The 24,106-nt window shown below is 61.8% G+C and carries 17 protein-coding genes and 2 pseudogenes; 11 read left to right on the top strand and 8 right to left on the bottom strand.

The window, feature by feature from the left end; all coding sequences use genetic code 11:
* The first annotated feature begins 86 nt into the window (after positions 1 to 86).
* The gene (locus ACMGGN_RS05410) at positions 87 to 305 is read left to right on the top strand and encodes a hypothetical protein (protein ID WP_046785212.1); all 219 of its coding nucleotides are present in this window, start codon (positions 87 to 89) and stop codon (positions 303 to 305) included.
* On the opposite strand, the gene ACMGGN_RS05405 is transcribed toward ACMGGN_RS05410, so the two are convergent.
* From ACMGGN_RS05405 to ACMGGN_RS05390, 4 genes are all read right to left on the bottom strand, one after another.
* Positions 289 to 2,538: an Orn/Lys/Arg decarboxylase N-terminal domain-containing protein gene (locus ACMGGN_RS05405; protein WP_125924909.1), complete on the bottom strand. Its 2,250-nt coding sequence runs from the start codon at positions 2,536 to 2,538 to the stop codon at positions 289 to 291. The two genes, ACMGGN_RS05410 and ACMGGN_RS05405, sit on opposite strands and share 17 nt — an antisense overlap.
* A gap of 164 nt (positions 2,539 to 2,702) precedes the next feature.
* A complete protein-coding gene (gene dnaQ, locus ACMGGN_RS05400; protein ID WP_039602584.1) occupies positions 2,703 to 3,461 on the bottom strand; it encodes a DNA polymerase III subunit epsilon in 759 nt (252 codons plus the stop codon).
* A 51-nt stretch (positions 3,462 to 3,512) separates the two neighbouring features.
* A complete protein-coding gene (gene rnhA / locus ACMGGN_RS05395) occupies positions 3,513 to 3,959 on the bottom strand; it encodes a ribonuclease HI (RefSeq protein WP_012315304.1) in 447 nt (148 codons plus the stop codon).
* A gap of 13 nt (positions 3,960 to 3,972) precedes the next feature.
* On the bottom strand, positions 3,973 to 4,746 hold the full coding sequence (locus ACMGGN_RS05390) for a class I SAM-dependent methyltransferase (protein ID WP_012315305.1): 774 nt from the start codon (positions 4,744 to 4,746) through the stop codon (positions 3,973 to 3,975).
* An 86-nt stretch (positions 4,747 to 4,832) separates the two neighbouring features.
* On the opposite strand from ACMGGN_RS05390, the gene gloB reads away from it, so the two are divergent.
* From gloB to ACMGGN_RS05340, 10 genes are all read left to right on the top strand, one after another.
* Positions 4,833 to 5,612: a hydroxyacylglutathione hydrolase gene (gene gloB / locus ACMGGN_RS05385; protein WP_115274306.1), complete on the top strand. Its 780-nt coding sequence runs from the start codon at positions 4,833 to 4,835 to the stop codon at positions 5,610 to 5,612.
* 100 nt (positions 5,613 to 5,712) lie between these two features.
* Positions 5,713 to 7,134, top strand: coding sequence for a lytic transglycosylase domain-containing protein (locus ACMGGN_RS05380; RefSeq protein WP_046785216.1), 1,422 nt, complete (start codon positions 5,713 to 5,715; stop codon positions 7,132 to 7,134).
* Positions 7,135 to 7,254: 120 nt separating this feature from the next.
* Positions 7,255 to 9,084 carry an extracellular solute-binding protein gene (locus tag ACMGGN_RS05375; RefSeq protein WP_204918484.1) on the top strand — a complete coding sequence of 610 codons (1,830 nt, stop codon included), beginning with the start codon at positions 7,255 to 7,257 and terminating at the stop codon, positions 9,082 to 9,084.
* Positions 9,081 to 10,916 (top strand): extracellular solute-binding protein, encoded by a 1,836-nt coding sequence (locus tag ACMGGN_RS05370; RefSeq protein WP_174142522.1) that lies wholly within the window; start codon positions 9,081 to 9,083, stop codon positions 10,914 to 10,916. Before ACMGGN_RS05375 ends, ACMGGN_RS05370 begins: the two co-directional genes overlap by 4 nt.
* Position 10,917: 1 nt before the next feature.
* Positions 10,918 to 11,991 carry a microcin C ABC transporter permease YejB gene (locus ACMGGN_RS05365; RefSeq protein WP_119687471.1) on the top strand — a complete coding sequence of 358 codons (1,074 nt, stop codon included), beginning with the start codon at positions 10,918 to 10,920 and terminating at the stop codon, positions 11,989 to 11,991.
* Position 11,992: 1 nt separating this feature from the next.
* On the top strand, positions 11,993 to 13,012 hold the full coding sequence (locus tag ACMGGN_RS05360; protein ID WP_046785219.1) for an ABC transporter permease: 1,020 nt from the start codon (positions 11,993 to 11,995) through the stop codon (positions 13,010 to 13,012).
* Position 13,013: 1 nt separating this feature from the next.
* Positions 13,014 to 14,624 (top strand): ABC transporter ATP-binding protein, encoded by a 1,611-nt coding sequence (locus ACMGGN_RS05355; protein WP_046785220.1) that lies wholly within the window; start codon positions 13,014 to 13,016, stop codon positions 14,622 to 14,624.
* Positions 14,625 to 14,964: 340 nt separating this feature from the next.
* Positions 14,965 to 15,480, top strand: a complete 516-nt coding sequence (locus tag ACMGGN_RS05350) for a sigma-70 family RNA polymerase sigma factor (RefSeq protein ID WP_115274300.1) — start codon at positions 14,965 to 14,967, stop codon at positions 15,478 to 15,480.
* Positions 15,477 to 16,439 carry a FecR domain-containing protein gene (locus ACMGGN_RS05345; protein WP_115274299.1) on the top strand — a complete coding sequence of 321 codons (963 nt, stop codon included), beginning with the start codon at positions 15,477 to 15,479 and terminating at the stop codon, positions 16,437 to 16,439. The genes ACMGGN_RS05350 and ACMGGN_RS05345 overlap by 4 nt, the downstream gene beginning before the upstream one ends.
* An 88-nt stretch (positions 16,440 to 16,527) precedes the next feature.
* Positions 16,528 to 19,005, top strand: coding sequence for a TonB-dependent siderophore receptor (locus tag ACMGGN_RS05340; protein ID WP_237860530.1), 2,478 nt, complete (start codon positions 16,528 to 16,530; stop codon positions 19,003 to 19,005).
* 104 nt (positions 19,006 to 19,109) lie between these two features.
* On the opposite strand, the gene ACMGGN_RS05335 is transcribed toward ACMGGN_RS05340, so the two are convergent.
* The 4 genes and pseudogenes from ACMGGN_RS05335 to ACMGGN_RS05320 all read right to left on the bottom strand — a co-directional run bounded on the left by ACMGGN_RS05335 (position 19,110) and on the right by ACMGGN_RS05320 (position 23,700).
* On the bottom strand, positions 19,110 to 20,462 hold the full coding sequence (locus ACMGGN_RS05335; RefSeq protein ID WP_115274297.1) for a spinster family MFS transporter: 1,353 nt from the start codon (positions 20,460 to 20,462) through the stop codon (positions 19,110 to 19,112).
* A 134-nt stretch (positions 20,463 to 20,596) separates the two neighbouring features.
* Positions 20,597 to 21,031: pseudogene (locus tag ACMGGN_RS05330) on the bottom strand (methyl-accepting chemotaxis protein); the annotation flags it as partial.
* 102 nt (positions 21,032 to 21,133) lie between these two features.
* Positions 21,134 to 21,895: pseudogene (locus tag ACMGGN_RS05325) on the bottom strand (PAS domain-containing protein); the annotation flags it as partial.
* A gap of 32 nt (positions 21,896 to 21,927) precedes the next feature.
* Positions 21,928 to 23,700, bottom strand: a complete 1,773-nt coding sequence (locus ACMGGN_RS05320) for a GGDEF and EAL domain-containing protein (protein ID WP_239539316.1) — start codon at positions 23,698 to 23,700, stop codon at positions 21,928 to 21,930.
* Between the last annotated feature and the right edge of the window lie 406 nt (positions 23,701 to 24,106).

The following is a 24,106-nucleotide window of genomic DNA, read 5'->3' as shown; positions in this document are numbered from 1 at the left end:
TTTTTCCTCCACCAGAAAACTTCCAGGTACCATCCACGGTCTATTCCTGCAGACATTTCCTACGCAATTCAGAGGTTTTCACTTAAATGGCAGCAGTAATGGTCGGCCAATTCCACGCCCGTGACGCCGAAGGCCGTATCTACCCCGTCCACGAGTTCCAAGAGTCCACCCTGCAGACCGACGGCAGCGTACAGGGCGCACCGGTCACCACCTATCGCCTGGCCATCGGCGACCGAGTCAACCACTTGGGTGAAGACCGTTTTGAACTGGTACAGACCGGCGTCGAGATCATTCGCATTCCTTGACGCAATCGACCGTATAGCTTCCGGCTTCGCTCTGCAGGCCGTGCACATCGGCGACAAAGCCGGGAAAACCGCTGTTGAAGGCGCGGGCAAACGCCAGGTAGTCGAGGATCGAGCGGGTAGCTTCAGTGAACCGCTCCCCCGGCATGATCAAGGGTATGCCCGGCGGATAGGGCACCAGCATGACTGCCGCGACACGGCCGAGCAATGCCTCTATCGGCACCGCTTCCACCTCACCGCGCACCATATGGTCATAAGCCCGAGCCGGGCTGAGCGCCACTTCCGGCAAGCGACTGAACAACCCTTTGAGCTGCTTGGCCGTGGCATTGACGCGATAGCAGTCATGCAGCTGGTTGCACAGGTCGCGCAGGCCGATACCGTGGTAGCGTGCCGTGTCGACTGCAACGATGCTCGGCAGGCACTGGCTTAACGGAGTATTGCCATCATGATGGCGTTTGAACTCCAGCAACTCGGTCAGCAGCGTGCTCCACTTGCCCTTGGTAATGCCCATCGAGAACAGCACCAGGAAGCTATAAAGGCCGGTCTTCTCCACCACCAACCCGCGCTCCCAGAGAAACTTGCTGACCACTGCCGCCGGAATGCCCTGCTCGTCCAACACGCCGTCGGCCCGCAACCCCGGCATCACCAGGGTGACCTTCAACGGGTCAAGCAGCACATAATCGCCCGCCAATTCGCCAAAGCCATGCCACTGCGCCCCAGGCTGCAGCAGCCAGTCCTGCGCAGCGAGCTGATCGACGCCTTCTGCCCCAGGCGGCTGCCAGATACTGAACCACCAATCGGTGGCCGCGATATGTGCACGCAGGTTAGCCAGGGCGCGACGAAAGCTCAGTGCCTCGTCAAACATCTCTTGCAGCAGCGAACGCCCCGCGGGCCCCTCCATCATGGTCGAAGCCACATCCAAAGAAGCCAGGATGCTGTACTGCGGTGACGTCGAGATATGCATCATGAAGGCTTCATTGAAGCGATCTCGGTCCAGTTGCCGCTGGGCGCCGTCCTGTACATGGATCATCGACGCCTGGCTGAAGGCCGCCAGCAGCTTGTGCGTCGAGTGCGTGCTGAACACCAACGGGCTGCCCTCGGTGCAGGCCGTACCCATCGCATAGCGCCCCGTGAAGAACTCATGAAACGCCGCGTAAGCGAACCAGGCTTCATCGAAGTGCAGCACCTGCGCGCTGCTGCCCAGAGCTTGCTTGATCAGCCCGGCGTGGTAGCACAGCCCGTCATAGGTTGAGTTGGTCACCACCGCCAGCTTGATGCGCGGTTCGCGCCCCTTGGCCAAGGGGTTGGCCAGCACCTTGGCCTGGATCGACTCGGCGCTGAATTCGCTGAGCGGGATCGGCCCGATGATGCCCAGTTCGTTGCGCTCGGGGCATAGGTAGATGGGAATGGCGCCGGTCATGATGATGGCATGGACCACCGACTTGTGGCAGTTACGGTCCACCAGCACCAGGTCATCACGGCCGACCATGGCATGCCAGACAATCTTGTTGGCGGTGGAGGTGCCATTGATCACGAAGAAGGTATGGTCGGCGCCAAAGTTGCGCGCCGCCCTGGCTTCGGCCGCTGCCAAAGGGCCAGTGTGATCGAGCAGCGAGCCCAGTTCCGGCACCGAGACGGACAAGTCCGAGCGCAAGGTATTCTCGCCGAAGAATTGATGGAAGGCTTGGCCCACCGGGCTTTTGCGGTAGGCCACGCCACCGCCATGGCCGGGCGTGTGCCAGGAATAATTGGACTGCGCGGTGTGCTGTACCAAGGCCTTGAAGAAAGGCGGCAGCAAGCCGTCGAGGTAGTTGTGTGCGGCACGTGCTACCTGGCGGGCGAGGAACGGCACGGTGTCCTCGAACAGGTAAAGGATGCCGCGCAGCTGGTTGAGCTCGCTCATCGCTTCGGCGGGAGCGTTTTCCAAGGTGACCTGTTCGCCCAGGGCGAAGATTGGCAGGTCAGGAGCACGCTGGCGGGCCAGGCGGATCAACTCGGCCATGTTCTGCAACAGGTGAGTATTGTCGCCAATGCCTTCGGCGGCGATCAGCATGCAGGCCAGGCCGTGGTGGGTGGCCGCGACCAGACGGGCTTCGGCATTGTCTGCCGCGGCGAGAATGGCGAAGCCGTCCTGACGCAGTTCCTCGGCAATCCCCCGCACGCGCTCGCCGGCAACGCTGTCGGCCTTGATGGCACGGTGGACGATGAGGATGGGGAACTTGAGGTCCTTGTACATCAGGCTGCAACCTCCGAAGGACAGAGCATCCTTCACAGGGTAGTAGAGCCTGGTGCTCTCAGTACGGCCCTGTCGCAGGCACGCCGGTGCCTACGCGAATTTGCAGTTCAGTAAAGAGCTTGTGGGAGCCAGGTTGCGGCGATAAGGCCAGGGCAGGCTCAGCATCAACCGGCAGGCGTTTCGGTCAATACCTGCCACATCGACGGCCCGCCCGCCGACTTGGCGATAGCCGCCAGGCGCTCTGCATGCGCCTCCAGTTCCTCGGCAGTGGCCATGATCACCCGCCCAGGCGCACGCCCGGTAATCCGGCGGATCTCGCTGCCACCGCTGCCCTGCCCTTCATTGTCGCCGTCCGCCCCATTGCCAGCCAGCGAAAGGCTGGTCTGGCCACCGGTCATTGCCAGGTAGACATCAGCCAGCAGCTCCGAGTCGAGCAACGCGCCGTGCAGTTCACGGCCGGAGTTGTCGATATCGTAACGCTTGCACAGCGCGTCAAGGCTGTTGCGCTGCCCCGGGTGCCGGGCGCGGGCCAGCAACAGTGTGTCGAGGATGGTGCAGTGCTGCGAGATGTCGGCGCGGTCGCGCTGGCCGAGCAGGGCGAACTCGTTGTTGATGAAGCCGACGTCGAACGCCGCGTTATGGATGACCAGCGTGGCACCCTGAATGAACTCGAAGAATTCCTCGGCCACATCGCCGAAGCGCGGCTTGCCGACCAGGAACGCGTCGGTGATGCCGTGGACATTGATCGCGCCCTCGTCACTCTCGCGGTCCGGCTGAAGATAGACGTGGAAGTGCCGACCGGTCAGGCGCCGGCCAATGACTTCGACGCAGCCGATCTCGATGATCCGGTGGCCTTCGCTGACCGGCATGCCGGTGGTTTCGGTATCGAGAATGACCAGGCGTTTATCTTGCTGCTGCTCCACGCGGGGCGCTCCAACTTGCATCAGTTACAAAGCCGAGGATTGTACCGCAGCTCAACGTTTGGCGCGTACCTCGTCGACGCCACGGTTGGCCAATTGGTCAGCGCGCTCGTTACCGGGGTGGCCGATGTGCCCGCGCACCCACTTCCAGGTGACCTTGTGGCGGTTGACCTGCTCGTCGAGCTGCTGCCACAGGTCGGCGTTCTTCACTGGCTCCTTCGCGGCGGTCTTCCAGCCGCGCTTCTTCCAGTTGACCATCCACTCGTTGATGCCCTTCATCACGTACTGCGAGTCGGTGGTCAACACCACCTCGCATTCGCGCTTGAGCGCCATCAAGCCCTGAATCGCGGCCATCAGTTCCATGCGGTTGTTGGTGGTTTCGCGTTCGCCGCCCCACAGCTCCTTTTCGACGCCCTTGTAGATCAACAGGACCCCCCAGCCACCAGGGCCTGGATTGCCCTTGCAGGCACCATCGGTATACAACTCGACGCTATCGCTCATGTACCACTCATGTTCAGTGCTTTTCGGTATCCGGGCTGACCGCGGTGCGGTTGACCTTGGCCAATGGCAAAGGCAGCAACTTGCCCATCGGTTCGCGGCGCTCCTGGCGCAGCGGCCTCAGGCCAACCACCATCTTGCGCGCTACCAGCAGGTAAACACCGCCACCGGAGCTCTGCCAACCGCCTGCTACCCGTTCCCAGCCCGCCAGGCGTTGTTGCCAGGCCGGTGAGGCAAGCGGCGGACGATAGCACCCGAAGCGGCGTTTCTCCAGCGCGAAGCCCAGCAGGTTGAGCCAGTCGCCGACCCGTGACGGCGAGATGCAGCGGGCCTTGCGCAGCGCGCCGTGGCTGAAAAAGTGGCGTATGCCCCAACTGCTCCAGGGGTTGATCCCGACAATCAGCAGATGCCCGCCGGGGCGGACGGCACTGGCGGCCTCGCGCAGCAAGCCATGGGGCGACAGGCAGAAGTCCAGGCCGTGCTGCAGCACCACCACGTCGGCAGCGTGCTCGCTCAAGGGCCAGGCCTGCTCCTCGCAGACGATCTCCACCCCCGGCAGCGGCGCGCCCAGACGCACGTTGCGCTGTACCTGGGGGGCGCTGGGCGGAGCCTCGGCGCAGGGGCCGTAATGCACCAGGTAACCCCCGAAGAAGCGCCCGAGCTCCTCCTCCAACAATTTTTCCTCTTCTTTGAGCATCAGCTGGCCGAGCGGGCCGTGGAACCAGTCACGGGCCAGGCTGATCAGCTCGATCCAGGCCGGGTCGGCCTGGGCAAAGGGTTGGTCGGTCATTTGCGCTCTCCCTCGAAGGTTCTCGCACCGCGCCATCGCGGCTAAGATGGCCTCATGTGCCACGCTAGGCGATACGGATCCGCACCATGATACAGATCGATGCTCTCCCCGCTTTCTCCGACAACTACATCTGGTTGTTACAGGATACTGCCAAACGCCGCTGCGCGGTGGTCGATCCTGGTGATGCCGCCCCCGTGGAGGCATGGCTGGCCGCCAATCCCGACTGGGTGCTGGAGGATATTCTGGTCACCCACCACCACAATGACCACGTGGGCGGTGTCGAGCGGCTGAAAAAACTGACCGGTGCGCGGGTCAGCGGCCCGGCCAACGAGCGTATTCCGTGCCGCGACCTTGCCTTGGACGAAGGTGACGAAGTGACCGCGGTGGGCGTGACCTTCCAGGTTCTGGCAGTACCGGGGCACACGCTGGGTCATATCGCCTTCTTCAGCGACCAACCTGCGACACCGGTGCTATTCAGTGGCGACACGTTGTTCGCCGCTGGCTGCGGGCGGATGTTCGAAGGCACGCCAGAGCAGATGCAGCCTGCCCTCGCCAGGTTGGCCGCGCTGCCGGAGCGTACCGAGGTGTACTGCGCCCACGAGTACACCCTCAGCAACTTGCGCTTCGCCAAGGCCGTGGAGCCACAAAACCCGCACGTTCTGCAACGTTTCGATGATGTTACCCGGCTGCGCGCCGAAAATCGCATCACATTGCCATCAACCATCGGCCTGGAACGGCTGACCAACCCCTTTCTGCGTACCTCTGAAACATTAGTTAAACAAAAAGCTGACGAATGGAAGGGACATTCAAACACCACGCATGTCGCTGTTTTTGCTGCCTTGAGGTCTTGGAAGGACACCTTCTGATAACCTGAAGATATATCGCAACATGTGCTCGAAGGTTGACCCGGCGGGATGCGGTTTCTAGAATCGCCGAAATTTTTTGCCCGGATACCCGTCCCCGCCGATGTCTTCCCGTAGCCGCAGAACCGCTCATTCAGTCGCCCTGACGCGCCTGGCCCAAATCAGTGCGCTGGCGCTGGCCGCCACCCTGGTGGGCTGCCAGAGCACCCGTCAGCTCGACGAATCCGACAGCGTTCGCGCGCACAGCTACCAGGCGCGGATCAAACACAAACCCGTTCCGCTCGCGGTCAAACCCGCCGAGCAGGCGCCGCAGGATGTGTGGGAGCGCATGCGCCAGGGCTTCGCCCTGCAAGACACCATCGACGTCAACCCGCGCATCGAGCAGCAGCGGCTGTGGTTCGCCAGCAACCCCTCGTTCCTCGAAAACGCCGGTGAGCGCGGCAGCCTGTACCTGCACTACATCGTCGAGCGCCTGGAAGAACGCGACATGCCGCTGGAACTGGCCCTGTTGCCGGCGATCGAAAGCGCCTACAACCCCATGGCCTACTCGCGCGCCCATGCTGCAGGCATGTGGCAGTTCATCCCCTCTACCGGGCGCCACTTCAACCTGCGCCAGACCAATTTCTACGATGGTCGCCGCGACATCACCGCGTCGACCAACGCCGCGCTGGATTACCTGAGCCGCCTGCACGACATGTTCAACGGCGACTGGCTGCTGGCACTGGCTGCCTACAACGCCGGTGAAGGCACCGTCAGCCGGGCGATCGAGCGCAACGAGAAACTCGGCCTGCCCACCGATTACTGGAACCTGCCACTGCCACAGGAGACGCGCGACTACGTGCCCAAGCTGCTGGCCCTGTCGCAGGTGGTCCTGACCCCCGAAGCCTACGGAGTGAACCTCAACCCGATCGCCAACGAGCCCTACTTCGAAGCTGTCGCCATCAAGGACCGCCTGGACCTGTCGCGGGTAGCCGCCTTCGCCAACATCGACGAAGACGAACTGATCCAGCTCAACCCGGCATTCAAGAAGCGCATGACCGTGGATGGGCCCAAACAATTGCTGGTACCGACGGCCAAGGCGCAACTGCTGTCCGACAGCCTGTCCAACCTCAAGCCTGAACAACTGGTCAGCCTGCAGCCGAACAAAGCCGTGTTCGCACGCGCCGTGGCCGAAGCCAAGGCACCTGCCAGAGCGCGCAGTTACCGCGTAAAGCGCGGCGACAGCCTGAGCACCATTGCCAGGGCCAACCGGGTTTCGGTCAAGGATATCCAGCGCTGGAACAAACTATCGGGTAGCCGTGTAAAGGCCGGCCAGGTGTTGGCACTGCGTGGTGGTAGTGCGGCAGGCAACCGGGTGGCGGCATCCTCCAAGCGCTCTACCCAGTACAAGGTCCGCAAGGGTGACTCGCTGTATCTGGTGGCAAAACGTTTCAATGTTGAGATGAAGCACCTCAAGCGCTGGAATCCGCGCAGCGGGCACGCCCTCAAGCCAGGCCAGACCTTGACCGTCTACCTGGGGCACTGATGGCAACCCGGGGCTGCTCCGCAGCCCCTTGATCTCCTTCCAGACACACCCTTTTTCCAACCCCGCCAAGCTGTTACTGTAGCCCGACCAAAGCCCAACGCCTCTGGATCGGATGCCGACTTGATACGTCCCCTCCTGCTGTCACTCAGCCTGGCCTTGAGCTTTCCCGCAGCCGCGATGGTGAGCGAAAGCCACGGATACGCGCAGTTCGGCACGCTCAAGTACCCAGCCACATTCACCCACTTCGACTGGGTCAACCCGCAAGCGCCCAAGGGCGGCACCTTGCGCGCCATGGCATTGGGCACCTTCGACACGCTCAACGCCTATACCTTCAAGGGTTCTAGCCCGGTCACAACGCCGAACTTCCTGCAGTACGGTGTCAACGAGCTCAACGAAACACTGATGGTCGGCACCGGCATGTATGACCCTTCCGGGGACGAGCCCACCTCCAGTTACGGCCTCATCGCCCGCTCGGTGGAGTACAGCGAGGACCGCAGTTGGGTGGTGTTCAACCTGCGCCCGCAAGCGCGCTGGCATGACGGCAAACCGATCACTTCTGCAGACGTCGCCTTCTCTTACCGCACGCTGCTCAAGGACGGCCACCCGATCTACCGCACCAACCTGCAGGAAGTGCAGCGCGTGGATATCCTTGGCCCGCTGCGCATCCGCTTCGTGTTCAAGCGCGCTGGCAACCCGCTGCTGATCCTGCGCCTGGGCGAGATGCCGGTGCTGCCCAAACACTACTGGCAAAACCGCGATTTCAAGGCCACCACCTTCGAGCCGCCGCTTGGCAGCGGCCCCTACCGCATCACTCAGGTGCAGCCCGGCAGGCGCCTGGTGTTCGAGCGGGTAAAGAACTACTGGGGCAAGGACCTGGCGGTAAACCGCGGCAAGTACAACTTCAACCGCATCGAATACGAGTTCTATCGGGACGCCACAGTCGCGTTCGAAGCCTTCAAGGCAGGCGAGTTCGACATCTATATCGAGCATCAGGCAAAGAACTGGGCCAACGGCTACAACTTCCCGGCACTGCGCCGTGGCGAGGTGATAAAGGCCCAGATCCCCCATCGCATCCCGACCCAGACCCAGGGGCTGTTCATGAACAGCCGCCGGGCCACCTTCAGCGACGCCAGGGTACGCCAGGCGCTGGGCCTGATGCTCGACTTCCAGTGGACCAACCGCGCCCTGTTCAGCAGCGCCTACCGGCGCTCGACCAGCTACTACCCCAACAGCGAGTTTGCCGCCAGCGGCCTGCCCACGGGCAAGGAGTGGCTGCTGCTGGCGCCGTTCCGTGACCAATTGCCGGAAAAGCTGTTCACCCAGCCCTATCAGGTCAGCCACACCGATGGCCGCGGCATCGACCGCCAGAGCCTGCGCCAGGCGCTGAGCCTGCTCGGTCGCGCCGGCTGGAAGCTCGACGGCCAGCGCCTGGTGAACGCACAAGGCCAGCAATTGCGCATGGAGCTGCTGCTGGTGAATCCCAACCTCGAACGCATCCTGCAACCTTATGTCGAAAACCTGGCGAGCATCGGCATCGATGCGCGCTTGCGCACCGTGGACCGTGCCCAGTACAAACAACGCCTGGACCAGTTCGACTTCGACATGATTCTGATGACCTTGAGCCAGACCTTGAGCCCCGGCCTTGAGCAGTGGCTGTACTTCCATTCCAGCCAGGCTGCGACCAAGGGCAGCAAAAATTATGCTGGGGTCAAGGATCCGGTGGTCGACCACCTGCTCGACACCTTGCTCGCCGCACGCACCCGCGATGACCAGGTCGCCGCCGCCCGCGCCCTGGACCGCGTGCTGTCCTGGCAGTACTACATGATCCCCAACTGGTATCTCGACAATCACCGCCTGGCCTACCGCAACCGGTTCGGTTTCGTCACCACACCGCCCTATACCCTGGGGCTGAATACCTGGTGGCTAAAGACTTCGGAGAAAGCCCAATGATGCCAACATACCGCCTGCGCCAGCTGGCAGGCAGCCTGCTGCTTGCCTGCCTGAGCCTACCGGCAATGGCCGCGCCACAACACGCACTGACCCTTTATGATGAAGCGCCGAAGTACCCGGCCGACTTCAAGCACTTCGACTACGTCAACCCCGACGCGCCCAAGGGCGGCACCTTCCGCCAGTCAAGTTTCGGCGGCTTCGACAGCCTCAACCCGTTCATCAACAAAGGGGTGGCCGCCGAAAACCTCAGCGCCATCTACGACACCTTGATGCGCCAGAGCCTGGACGAGCCGTTCACCGAGTACGGCCTGGTTGCCGGCAAGATCGAAAAGGCCCCGGACAACAGCTGGGTGCGCTTCTACCTGCGCCCCGAGGCGCGCTTCCACGACGGCCACCCGATGCGGGCCGAAGACGTGGTGTTCACCTTCAACGCCCTGATCAAGGACGGCGCACCGCTGTACCGCCAGTACTATGGCGATGTCGCCCAAGTCGTCGCCGAAGACCCGCTGCGCGTGCTGTTCACCTTCAAGCACAAGAACAACCGCGAGTTGCCGCTGATCCTCGGCCAGTTGCCCGTGCTGCCCAAGCACTGGTACGAAGGCCGCGAATTCAACCGCGGCAACCTGGAAATCCCGCTCGGCAGCGGCCCGTACAAGATCACCGAGGTCAAGCCCGGCCGCTCGATCCGCTACGAGCGGGTCAAGGACTACTGGGCCAAGGACCTGCCGCTCAACCGCGGCCAGTTCAACTTTGACGCCATGACCTTCGACTCCTACCGCGACAACACCGTCGCGCTGGAAGCACTCAAGGCCGGCCAGTTCGACTATGGCCTTGAGACCAGCGCGAAAAACTGGGCCACCGCCTACAACGTTCCCGCCGTACGCGATGGCCGCCTGATCAAGGAAGAGCTGCCCAACGGCAACCCCACAGGCATGCAGGGTTTCATTTTCAACCTGCGTAAACCGGTGTTTCAGGACATCCGCGTGCGCCAGGCGCTGAGCCTGCTGCTGGACTTCGAGTGGACCAACAAGCAGTTGTTCAACGGCGCCTACACCCGCACCGGCAGCTACTTCGAAAACTCCGAAATGGCCGCCCAGGGCCTGCCCTCGCCTGACGAGCTGAAAATCCTCGAGCCTATGCGCGGCAAGGTCCCCGAACAGGTGTTCAGCGAGGCTTTCCACAACCCGGTCACCGACGGCAGCGGCATGATCCGCGAACAGCAGCGCCAGGCCTACAAGCTGCTGATGGACGCTGGCTGGAAGATCGTCGACGACAAGATGGTCGACAAGAACGGCAAACCGGTGTCCATCGAGTTTCTGCTGGCCCAGACCGAATTCGAGCGCATCCTGCTGCCGTTCAAACGCAACCTGGCCGACCTTGGCATCGACCTGAACATCCGCCGCGTCGACGTTTCCCAGTACATCACCCGCCTGCGCTCGCGTGACTTCGACATGATCGTCAGTGGCTATCCGCAGTCCAGCTCCCCAGGCAACGAGCAGCGCGAGTTCTGGTCCAGTGCCGCTGCCGACAACCCCGGCAGCCGCAACTTCATGGGCCTGCGGGACCCGGCCATCGACCAACTGGTCGAAGCGCTGATCAACGCCGATTCCCGACAGAGCCTGATCAACCACGCCCGCGCCCTGGACCGCGTGCTGCTGTGGGGTTACTACGTGATCCCCAACTGGCACATCAAGACCTGGCGCGTGGCCTACTGGAACCACATCGGCCACCCCAAGGTTTCGCCCAAGTACGACATCGGCATCGACACCTGGTGGATCAAGCCCGAGGTGACGCCAGCCGTGTCCGAAGCGCCTGCGCAAGAGGCCAACTGACATGCTGGCCTACATCCTGCGTCGCCTGCTGCTGATCATCCCGACCCTGTTCGGCATCCTGGTGATCAACTTCATCATCGTCCAGGCCGCCCCCGGCGGCCCGGTGGAACAGATGATCGCCAAGCTCGAAGGCTTCGAGGGTGCCACCAGCCGGATTGCCGGCGGCGGCGCCGAAGTCTCCGTGGCCGGCTCCAACTACCGCGGTGCCCAGGGCCTCGACCCTGCGCTGATCGCCGAAATCGAGCGCATGTACGGTTTCGACAAGTCGCCCCCCGAGCGTTTATGGATCATGGTCAAGAACTACGCCCAGCTGGACTTCGGCGAGAGCTTCTTTCGCGATGCCAAGGTCATCGACCTGATCGCCGAGAAGATGCCGGTGTCGATTTCGCTCGGGCTGTGGAGCACGCTGATCATGTACCTGGTGTCGATCCCCCTGGGTATCGCCAAGGCGGTGCGCCACGGCAGCCACTTCGACGTCTGGACCAGCTCGGCGATCATCGTCGGTTATGCCATCCCGGCGTTCCTGTTCGCCATCCTGCTGATCGTGCTGTTCGCCGGCGGCAGCTACTTCGACTGGTTCCCGCTGCGCGGCCTGACCTCGAACAACTTCGACGAGCTGTCCACCACCGGCAAAGTGCTCGACTACTTCTGGCACCTGGTGCTGCCGATCACCGCCCTGGTGATCGGCAACTTCGCCACCATGACCCTGCTGACCAAGAACAGCTTCCTCGACGAGATCAACAAGCAATACGTGGTCACCGCCAAAGCCAAAGGCCTGGGCCGCTCGCGGGTGCTGTACGGCCACGTGTTCCGCAACGCCATGTTGCTGGTGATCGCGGGCTTCCCTTCGGCGTTCATCGGCATCTTCTTCACCGGCTCCCTGCTGATCGAGGTGATTTTCTCCCTCGACGGCCTGGGCCTTATGAGTTTCGAGGCGGCCATCAACCGCGACTACCCGGTGGTGTTCGGCACCTTGTTCATCTTCACCCTGCTAGGGCTGGTGGTGAAACTGATCGGCGACCTCACCTACACCTTGGTCGATCCGCGCATCGACTTCGCCAGCCGGGAGCACTGACATGGCCTTGTCCCCTCTCAACCGTCGGCGCTTCGAGCGCTTCAAGGCCAACCGACGCGGCTGGTGGTCGCTGTGGCTGTTCCTCATCCTGTTCGGCCTGAGCCTGGGCGCCGAGCTGATCGCCAACGACAAACCGATTGCCGTGCGCTACGACGGCGAGTGGTTTTTCCCGGCCTTCAAGCGCTACCCGGAAACCACCTTCGGCGGCGAGTTCCCACTGGAGGCCAACTACAAGAGCCCGTATATCCGGGAGCTACTGGCCAAAAAAGACAGCTTCGTGCTGTGGGCCCCGATCCCGTACAGCTACCAGAGCATCAATTACGACCTGCGCGTACCCGCCCCTGCGCCACCCTCGGCGGACAACCTGCTGGGCACCGACGATCAGGGCCGCGATGTACTGGCGCGGGTGATCTACGGCTTCCGCATTTCGGTGCTGTTCGCCCTCACCCTGACCATCCTCAGTTCCATCATCGGCGTCATCGCCGGTGCCCTGCAGGGCTTTTACGGTGGCTGGGTGGACCTTGCCGGCCAGCGCTTTCTGGAGATCTGGTCCGGCTTGCCGGTGCTGTACCTGCTGATCATCCTTGCCAGCTTCGTGCAGCCCAACTTCTGGTGGTTGCTGGGCATCATGCTGCTGTTTTCGTGGATGAGCCTGGTCGACGTGGTGCGTGCCGAGTTCCTGCGCGGGCGCAACCTCGAGTACGTGCGCGCCGCCCGTGCCCTAGGGATGCGCAATGGCGCGATCATGTACCGGCACATCCTGCCCAACGCCATGATTTCAACCATGACCTTCATGCCCTTCATCCTCACCGGTGCCATCGGCACCCTGACCGCCCTGGACTTCCTCGGTTTCGGCCTGCCACCGGGCGCGCCGTCGCTGGGCGAACTGGTGGCCCAAGGCAAGTCCAACCTGCAGGCGCCATGGCTGGGCATCAGCGCCTTTGCCGTATTGGCGATCATGCTGAGCCTGCTGGTATTCATCGGCGAATCCGCCCGCGATGCCTTCGACCCGAGGAAGTGAGATGAGTGAACAGAACCTGATCGAAGTGCGCGACCTGGCGGTGGAGTTCGTTACCGGCGAACAGGTCAACCGTGTGGTCGATGGCATCAGCTTCGACATCCGCAAGGGTGAGACCCTGGCGCTGGTCGGCGAGAGCGGTTCGGGCAAGTCCGTTACCGCCCACTCGATTCTGCGCCTGCTGCCCTATCCACTTGCACGCCATCCCAGCGGCAGCATCGGCTATGAAGGCAACGACCTGCTGCAGCAAGGTGAGAAGGCCATGCAGAAGATTCGCGGCAACCGCATCGCGATGATCTTCCAGGAGCCGATGACCTCGCTGAACCCGCTGCACTGCATCGAAAAGCAGATCAACGAAATCCTGCTGCTGCACAAGGGCCTCACCGGCAAGCAAGCCACTGCGCGCACGCTGGAGTTGCTGGAGCTGGTGGGCATTCCCGAGCCGCGCAAGCGGCTGAAGGCCCTGCCCCACGAGCTGTCCGGTGGCCAGCGGCAGCGGGTGATGATCGCCATGGCGCTGGCCAATGAGCCGGAGTTGCTGATTGCCGATGAACCCACCACTGCGCTCGACGTGACCGTGCAGTTGAAGATTCTAGAGCTGCTCAAGGAACTGCAGGCGCGGTTGGGCATGGCATTGCTGCTGATCAGCCATGACCTGAACCTGGTAAGGCGCATTGCCCACCGTGTTTGCGTGATGCAGCGTGGGCAGATTGTCGAGCAGGCCGATTGCGCGACGCTGTTCAGTGCGCCGCAGCACCATTACACACAGATGCTGATCAATGCAGAGCCCAGCGGTTTGCCGGCACATAATCCGGTTGGCGCACCGCTGCTGGAAGTGAACGACCTGAAGGTATGGTTCCCGATCAAGAAAGGCTTGCTGCGCAAGACGGTCGACCATGTGAAGGCGGTGGACGGGATCAACTTCAGCTTGCCCCAGGGGCAGACCCTGGGGATCGTGGGCGAGTCCGGATCGGGCAAATCGACGCTTGGGCTGGCGATCTTGCGCTTGATTTCGAGCCAGGGGGGCATCCGCTTCCATGGCCAGGCGCTGGAAGGCTTGAACCAGAAGCAGGTGCGGCCACTGCGACGTGAGATGCAAGTGGTGTTTCAGGACCCCTTTGGTAGCCTCAGCCCACGTATGTGTGTGGCGGATATCGTTGGTGAGGGGCTGCGGATTCACAAGATTGGTACAGCCGCAGAACAGGAAGCGGCAATTATCGCGGCGCTGGAAGAGGTAGGCCTGGACCCACGCACGCGCCACCGCTACCCGCATGAGTTTTCGGGTGGGCAACGTCAACGTATCGCCATCGCCCGGGCGCTGGTGCTCAAGCCGGCGTTGATTCTGCTGGATGAGCCGACGTCTGCGCTGGATCGTACGGTGCAGCGGCAGGTGGTGGAATTGCTGCGCAACTTGCAGCACAAGTACAACCTCACCTACCTGTTCATCAGCCATGACCTTGCCGTGGTCAAAGCGTTGAGTCACCAACTGATGGTGATCAAGCAGGGGCATGTTGTGGAGCAAGGCGAGGCTCAGCAGATCTTCCATTCACCCCAGCATGCTTATACGCAGCAACTGCTGGAGGCGGCGTTTTTGCGTCATGACACTGAACGGTGACTGCCTTCCAGGGCCTGATGGTTTTACCCGTATCAAGGCAGAGGTTGTGCGCCCAGAGCACGGAGCAGCAGGCTGTTTCGCTGCCGCCTAGATCGCCCGTCTCGGCTCTGATAATAGCCTTGATGCATGAGTTCGAATCCCTGGAGGAGCTGTTTTACCAGCTAAAAGCCTCTGGCAAAGCAATCAGGAAGGTGGCCTACGTGCTTGTCACGGTGTACGACAACGCCCGTGGGCCTAAGGCGCGAAAGGCGTAGCCTTCGGGCAAACCTTTGCTATTGCAAACACCTCCACCACGCACGACAATAAGATTCATTACCAATCGCGAACCATTCCATCCAAAATGCCCGCCAACGACCTCTCTCTGCGTAGCGCCGTCAATCACCTGTATTGCGAGCATCACAGCTGGCTCAATGGCTGGCTACGCAAGAGGCTTGGCAACGCATTCGATGCCGCGGACCTGACGCAGGATACGTTCGTGCGGGTGATCAAGGCACGCAGCGCACTGGACATTCGCGAGCCGCGCCCGTACTTGTCGAGGATCGCCAAGGGCTTGCTGATCGACCTGTTTCGTCGGCGCTCACTGGAACAGGCATACCTGGAAACCTTGGCAGCCTTGCCGCAAGCACAGCACCCGTCGCTGGAAGAGCAGGCGATCATGTTGCAGGCACTGGTAGAAATCGATCGCCTGTTGCAAGGGCTGGGGCCGAAGGTCAGGCAGGTGTTCATGCTGTCGCAATTCGACGGGCTGACCTACCCGCAGATTGCCGAGCAGCTGAACATCAGCGTGCGCAGCGTCAACAACTACATGGCAAAGGCAATGGAGCATTGCTGTTTGATGCAGATGCAATTGGCATGAGCCTTTCGCCCGCCGAGTTGCAGGCCATCAGTGCAGCAGCCCGCTGGTACGCGCGGCTGCAGTCTGGCATCGCCACCGACGCCGATCGCAGCGCCTGGAACGACTGGCTGGCTGCCGACCCGGTCAATCGCCAAGCCTGGCAGCGGATGACCGCTGTGGGGGAGCAGATGGCAAGCGTGCCGGGTGCGCTGGCCGCACCCGCCCTGCGTGGTGCCGCACGTTCCCGCCGGCAGCTGTTACGCAGCGTATTGGTATTAGTGCCAGCCACCTCGCTGGGCTGGCTGGGGTGGCGTAGCAACAGCTCGCAACAGCTGTTTGCCGATTACCGCACCGCAGTGGGTGAGCGCCGTACCTTTCGTTTGGCCGATGGCAGTTCACTGCTGCTGAACACCGACACCTCTGTAAACCTCAAGTACGACGGCCAGCAACGGGTGCTGGAACTGCTTCGCGGTGAAATTCTGGTATCGACCGCTAACGACCCAGCACAGCGGCCATTCAAGGTAAGCACCACACATGGCGAGGTCCGGGCGCTGGGCACGCGCTTTATCGTTCGCACACAAGCGCTGGGCGGTGAGGTGGCAGTCCTGGAGAAAGCGGTAGAAGTCAGAGCGTCCAGCAGCGCATTGACAGTGCGCGTTGAGGCCGGGCAATCCATCGCCTTCACCGACCTCACGGTGGGGCAGCTACGGCGTAATGACGCTACGGTGGGAGCCTGGCAACACGGCAGCATCATTGCCATTGATCGCCCCCTGGTCGAACTGCTTTCCGACCTGTCGCGCTACCGCACCGGCGTGCTGCGCTGTGATCCGCGTATTGCGCAACTGAGGGTCTCTGGCGCGTTCCCAATCGATGACACCGACCTGGCGTTGGCTGCGCTGGAAAGCGGGCTTTCATTACGCGTCACGCGTTACAGCCGTTTCTGGGTCAATGTGTCGCCTCCTGTCGTCCCGCCTCAGTAATTAAAAAATTCTTTTTTGCACTTTTCTTACGCATCGTTCGGCTCATCCCCCATTGGGTGTCATCGATCATTTTCAGGGGGGGATTAGGATGTCTGAGGTATTCAAGCGTGGTCGTCTGGCGACCGCGGTAAAAGTCGCGCTGCTGGCAGTAACCACTGTCGGAGCCTGGTCCACAGCAACGGTCGAGGCAGCCGTGGCGGCCCAGCACAGCGCAGTGCGGTCGTTCGACATCCCTGGTGGCAGCCTGACCGAAGTCCTTGGCCACTTCGCCAGCGCGGCGGGGGCGGCGATTTCGTTTGATGCCAGGCAAACAGACGGCTTTAGCTCCTCGGGGCTCAAAGGTACCTTCGGTCTCATTGAAGGCTTTAGCCGGATTCTGGCCGGCAGCGGCCTGCAAGCCCAGGCGCAGTCCAACGGCACCTATGTACTGCGGGAAGTGCCTTCCGCTGGTTCGGCAATGGAACTTGGTGCCACCAACATCACCGGCCAGGTGCTGGGCGCCACGACAGAGAACAGCGGCTCGTACACCACGGGCGCGGTCACCATAGGCAAAGGTGAGCACTCGCTCAAAGAGACGCCACAGTCGGTGACGGTAATGACCCGCAAGATGATGGACGACCAGAACCTGTACACCATCGACCAGGTCATGGAGAAGACGCCCGGCATTACCGTGTACGACTCGACCATGGGTGGCAAATACTTCTATTCACGCGGGTTCCGCATGTCGGGCCAGTATCAGTACGACGGTGTGCCGCTGGACATGGGCAACCTCTATGTCCAGGCCGACAGTTTCAGCAGCGACATGGCGTACTACGACCGGGTCGAAGTGCTGCGCGGCGCAGCGGGCATGATGAAAGGCTCCGGCGGCACTGCCGGCGGGGTGAATTTCGTGCGCAAGCGCGGCCTGGCAGCTGCGCATACCGACATCACCCTGTCCGGCGGCAGTTGGGACAACTACCGCGGGCAACTGGACACCGGCGGCCCGCTGAACGCATCCGGCACTCTGCGCGGCCGGGCAGTGATCGCCGAACAAAGCCGCCACTATTTCGTGGACGACGCCAACCGCAAAGATCAGGTGTATTACGGTGCGCTCGACTTCGATCTGAATGCCGACACCACCCTGGGGCTGGGCGTTGCCTATGAAGACGTGGATGCCAACCCATGCTGGGGTGGCCTGCCGCGCTACCGCGATCGCAGCGACTTGAAGCTGAGCCGCTCAACCTGCCTGGACCCCTCATGGAACACCTGGCGCAGCCAGCGCACCACCGTGTTCAGTGATGTGTCCCATCAGCTTAACGAAGACTGGAAACTCAAGGTTGCCAGCGTCTATACGAAGAACACCCAGGACATCAAGTACGCGTTTGCCTCAGGTGCAGTGACGCCCGGTACCAATACCACTGGCATGCTGGGCAGCATGTATGACTACGACCAGGTCGATTACGGCCTGGACGCCTACGTCGATGGCACATTCGATGCGTTTGGCCAACAACATGAACTGGTGCTAGGCATGAATGCGAGCCGTTCGAACAAGGACGACTTCTACTCAGTGGCCTTTCTGCCGCAGCGCCAGAATGTATTCAACCCCGACAAGTTCATCCCTGAGCCCGACGACAGCTACTTCATCGACAACTCATCTCGCGGCGGGCCGGTGAAGTCCAAGACTACACAAAAAGGCCTCTACTCGACCCTGCGTTTGAAACTGGCCGACCCACTGACCCTGGTGGTTGGCGGCCGGGTGAGCTGGTACACCTCCACGACCGACTCCGACTTTATCAACACCGGTACGTCGGAGCATTCCAGCACCCGCGAGACCGGGCAGGTCACGCCCTTCGCCGGGGTACTGCTGGACTTGAACGAAAACCTTACCGCTTACGCCAGTTACTCGGACATCTTCACTCCGCAAGGCAACTACCGGTCTGAAGACGGTTCCGCGCTCAAGCCGCTTGTGGGCCAGAGCTATGAATTGGGGATCAAGGGGGCCTGGCTGGAGGGGCGACTGAACGGCGCCTTCAACCTGTTCCGTACTATTCAGAAAGACCAGGCGCAGACCGATTACAACTCGTCATGCCCGTCATCCGATGGTTACTGCTACGTCAACGCCGGCAGGGTACGTGCGCAAGGTTTCGAGGCGGAGCTCAGTGGGGAAATCATCGAGCGCCTGCAACTGCTTGCGGGATACACCTACACCCAGACCAAGACCCTGGACGACATCGACAGCAGCCTGAACGGAGCGGCGTTCAACAGCTACGTGCCTCGGCATGTGTTGCGCCTGTGGGGCGAGTACACCCTGAGCGGCGCGTTAGAGCGGTTGTCTATCGGTGCCGGGGTCAACGCGCAAAGCGACAACTTCCGCGTCTCGCCCGCCAGTGGCGAAAAAATCGACCAGGCGGGCTATGCGATCTGGAATGGGCGTATCGGTTATCGCATCGATGACACCTGGTCGGTAGCGCTCAACGGTAACAACCTGTTCGACAAGCGCTACTACGCCAGCATCGGCACCGAAACCTTCGGCAACTATTACGGTGAGCCACGCAACTTCATGGTATCGGTCAAAGCCAGTTTCTGATGCTGACGCTGTCATGACAGCCTTTCGGAACGGCCTTGCCGCTCAGACGTGGCGCCACGTCTGAGCGTTGGCCACCCTCAGAAACCAATCGCGGCCAATGTTACTCAGGCTTGGACAGCGCGGCCCTCCAGTGCTTCGCTGTCAGCCACCATCCCCTCCCGCATGCGCTGCGCATCGCGGCTGAAACACCGCGACGCGGCCAGCAGAAACACCATGGTCAACATCAGTGCCACCGGTATCAGGTACATCGCGTCGTGCAACCCCTGGGCCTTGAACGCCTCGCTCATCACCACCTCCCCCGCTGCGTCCATGGCAGCGACGGCGAAATGGTCCGAAAGCCCGCCCACCACCACCGGCCCTAATCCACCGCCAAGCAGATACAGCCCGGCGAAATACAGCGCCATGGCCGTGGCGCGCAGGCGGGGCTGCACCACGTCCTGGATGGCGGTGTACACGCAGGTGTAGAAGTTGTACGAGAACAGCCAGCCCACGCCGAACAACGCCACGAACAGGCCCAGCTCGATCCGCCCGGCGTGCAGCGCCCAAGCGGTGGCAAGCGTGGCGACCAGCATGCTCAGCACGGCGAACATCAGCCGGCCGTTGGCAAAGCGCTGATGCACCTTGTCGGCCACCCAGCCACCAAGGGTCAGGCCTACCAGGCCGGTCACACCGACTATGACCCCGGTGGCCACTGCGGCTTGTTGCAGTTGCAGCTCGAAGTACCGCTGCAGCATGGGCACCATGAACGAGTTGCAGGCGTACGAAGCAAAATTGAACGTAAGGCCGGCGAGCACCAGCCAGGCGAAGGTAGGTACGTGAAGTACGCGGCGCAGCGGCCGGTCCAGTGGAGCCTGGGAGACGGCTACGGTTTCTGCCGCACCGCGTGCGGGTTCGCGGATCAGGAACAGGAACAGTGCCAGCACCACACCCGGCACAGCGGCGATGAAGAACGGTGCGCGCCAGCTGCCGAAGGCCTGCACCATGGCGCCGATGGTGAAGAAGGCCAGCAACAGGCCCAACGGCAGGCCAAGCATGAAGATACCCATCGCCCTTGCCCGCCGCTCGGCAGGGAACAGGTCACCGATCAGCGAATTGGCGGCGGGCGCATAGCTGGCTTCACCGATGCCCACCCCCATGCGCACCAGCAGAAAGCTCCAGAAGCTGCCGACCATGCCGTTGACTGCCGTCAGCCCGCTCCACGCCATCAGGCCCCAGCCCATCAGCCGGCTGCGCGAGCCGGTGTCGGCCAGCCGTGCCAATGGCAGGCCAGCGATGGCATAGACCAGCGTGAAGGCTGTGCCGATCAGGCCGATCTGGAAGTCGCTCAGATGCCACTCCAGGCGAATCGGTTCGATGATGATGGCGGGTATGGTGCGGTCGAAGAAATTGAACAGGTTGGCCAGGAACAGCAGGAACAGGATGCGCCAGGCGTTGTTCGCTTGGATGGCGGTCGGCATAGTCAGGTCCCTCGTTATTGTTGTTCGGGGCTTCCAGCACGCCACACGAATCTAGAGGGGGAACTGCGCATCGTCTGCCACCATTGACCGCGCTGATATCGAGCGATGCCCGGTGAGCAGTACGCTGGCCCGGTTCAACGCAAATCCTGACTCACTCGCTCTACAGCGTTCACCACACCCGTCGCGCCCTGCAAGATCACGCCAATCGCCTCACCTGCCTGCGAGGCGAGCTGCAGGCTCTGCGTGGCGTGATCCCGGCTGGTTTCTATCTCGCCAACGGCCTGGCTGGCGAGGGTCTGGTTATGCGCCACCACCGAGACGATCTCATCGGTAGCCGTGCTGGTGCGCGCCGCCAGTTTTCGCACTTCGTCGGCAACCACGGCAAACCCCCTGCCCTGCTCGCCGGCGCGGGCCGCTTCGATGGCTGCATTGAGCGCCAGCAGATTGGTCTGCGCAGCGATGCCGCCGATGGTCTGGACGATCGAACTGATCAACACCGATTGCTCGCCCAGTGCAGTGATCGTCGTGCCGGCCGATTGCAGTTGCCGGGTCATGCCCTGCATGGTCTGCTCCACCTGCTGCACCACCGCCGCGCCCTCCGACGCTCCGCCCACGGTATTGCGCGACACCTCAAGCGCCATCTGCGCGGCCTGTTTGATGGCTTCTTCGCGCTGGACCTGTGCGGTAACCACCGAGGCGAACTTGACCACCCGCACCAGTTTTCCCTGGGCATCGTTCACCGGGTTGTAACTCGCTTCCAGCCACACTTCGTGCCCGTGCCGGTCCAGACGGCGGAAGCGGCCGGTGACGTAGCGGCCGGTATTGAGCGTTCGCCAAAATTCGGCATATGCCGGCCTGGCGGTATCTTCTGTACAGCAAAACATCCGGTGATGCTTACCCACCACTTCATCGAGCCGGTATCCCATGCCCGCCAGGAAGGTGTCATTGGCGGCCAGCACATGGCCTGCCAGATCGAACTGGATGACCGCGCTGGAGCGCAACAACGCGTCGAGCAGCGCCTGGTTCTCCCGAGCCAGCCCGACCTCTTTGGACACGTCACGCCCGTATGCGCGCACCTCGCATACCCGCCCTTGTGCATCCAACCGCGGATACCAGCCCAGGCGCCACCATGCCGACTTGCCATTGACCGTGTTCAGGTTCATGTCATCGTGCAGCGGCGCACCATTGGCAAGCGCGCTGGCCAGCCCGCGCACGGTCTGGGCGGGCAGCCACTGTCCCAAAGAGGTGCCGGCCAAGGCATCCACAGTGACGCCGAACGCAGCAGCACTGGAAATGTTGCAGTCGACGATCCGCCAATCGGCGTCGAGCCGCAGAAAAAAACCCGCCTGCTCTATCTGCTCCAGGCATTGCCGAAGGCTTTCCAGTTCGCGTTCACGCTCGGCGAGCGTGGTTTTCAATTGCCGGTTGAACATGCTGGCACCTGCTGAGAATAGCGACGAATAAGTCAAATCTGCGACCAGCGGAGCCGGTTGTTGCAGTACCACGTCTGGAAGGCGGCCAGCGGCATGGGCCTTGCCAGGTAATAGCCCTGCGCCTGGGTACAACCCCAGGCCTTGGCACAGGTGAGCTGTTCAGCGGTTTCGATGCCTTCGGCCACAACCTGGTAACCGAGCTGGTTAGCCAACCCCACCAGCGACTGCACCAATAGGAGGTCCTTGGCACTGTGCGTGGCTTTCTGGATCAACGAGCGGTCCAGTTTCACTAGGGTGGCAGGAATGCGGCTGAGGTAGGCCCAGTTGCTATAGCCGGTACCAAAGTCATCGATGGCGATGTCGATCCCGGCCTGACGTGCACGCAGCAACTGCCGGCGCACTTCTTCGGGTTGCTCGATCAGCACGCTTTCAGTGAACTCCAGTTGCAGGCGCCATGGCGCGATGGCCCTGTGCTGGAGCTCGGCAAGCAAGGTGTCCATGAATGCTGCGTTCTCCAGGTCGCGCGCGGTGACATTCATGCTGATGCGCAAGTCCGGCGCCTGAGCGTGTTGCAGGATGTTCAACACCGCGCGCATCACCCACAGGCTGATCGACGCTATCAGCGCGGTTTTCTCGGCCAGGGCGATGAACTCGGCAGGGGAAATATCCCCCAAGTGCGGATGACGCCAGCGCAACAGTGCTTCAGCGCTGTTGCAGGTATGGCCTTGCAGTTCAACTCGCGGCTGCAGGTGCAGGCTGAGCTCGTCATCGCTCTGCAGCGCTGCCCCCAGTGAGGTCAGCAAGGAGAAGGCCCTGCGCTGCGCGGCGTCCACCTCCGGCTGATAGTGCGCGCAGCGGCTAGGGTTGCCACGGGCTGCGTCAGCGGCGCCCACCGCACGGCGCAACCAGTCAAGGCTGCCATCGTCGTCGCAGCGGGTGACCGGCGAAATACCGACCGCAGCATCCAGGAGCACGGGAATCTGATGACACTGCACAGGGTCGCTCAGCGCACCGATTACCCGCGCGCACATTGCCAAAGGGTGCTGATGCACGATGACGGCAAACCGGGTGGGGCTGATCTTGTACAACGCAAGGTCCGGGTCAAGCTGGCTGACGATCAGGTCTTTCACCTGAAGGGTCAGGTCGTGGGCGAAGTTGTAGCCCAACACCTTGATCATGTGCGTAAGCACCTGCGCCGGCATGATGTCGAACACCACCACGGTCAGGGCATCATGGCGTTCAAGGCGCGTCTGCACGTCGCATTCAAGTTTTACCCGATTGAACAGCCCTGTCGGCTGGTCGTAGAAATTTCGATGGCGTATACCGGCAATGATCTGCACTGCCATGTCTGCGAACGCCTGCAACATCCCGCGCTGAGCATCATCCATGGCCTCACGCGGGACCGTATCGATGATGCAGAAACTGCCAATCGCGACCTGCTTGTCCACCAACAGCGGAGCGCCGCAATAGTAGCGAATGCCGGGTGCACCGGTGACCAGCGGGTTTTCGGCAAAGCGCGGGTCCTGCGTCGCATCCAGTACTTCCAGCGGCTGCGCCTGAAGAATGGTATGGGCACAGAACGCCACATCCCGCGGCGTGCTGTCGGCCTCCAATGCGGTCTTGGCCATGAACCACTGCTGGCACTCGCTGACGATCGAGATCAGGCACATCGGCGCATTGAAGTAACGGCCGGCCCATTCGACCAGTGTGCGCAGTTCGGTGCTGCAGTCCTGGTGCGCAACACACCATTCGGCGACCGCAGCCAAGCGCTGCTCTTCATTGGACGGCATAGGGGCGACATTCATGTTCATTTCACCTGCCCCTATCGGAATGGCAACAAGGTTATGGCTATGGGCCATTACTGAGACTTCATCACTCCTTTGAACGTTCCGCGCTCCTGCGAGGAAATCAACAGTACCGACAAAACCTGTACAAATCCAGAGCGTTGTACAATTTTTTATTCTTAGCAAAGACTTATTCGCCGTGAATACGGCAAATTCCCGGCTGCACACCTGTACAAAATAAAATTGGCGTACAAAGAAAAGAACGGCGTTGCCCTAAGGCAACGCCTGACACGGAAGCGTAAATGGGGGCGATGTTGCTGAGCGAGAACGCTCAGTTGGCTGATGGCTGCGACCATTCAGAGGAGAGGGCGCAAGGGAGGGCGTCTCATGGTGTGCAACAACAAAGGTGCAGCTTGACCGGCAATAG

This window comes from Pseudomonas sp. BNK-30 (assembly GCF_047456185.1).
Taxonomy (GTDB): Bacteria; Pseudomonadota; Gammaproteobacteria; order Pseudomonadales; family Pseudomonadaceae; genus Aquipseudomonas; species Aquipseudomonas putida_E.
Note: the sequence above shows the minus strand (reverse complement) of the source record. Positions and strands in the feature narration are given on the sequence as shown.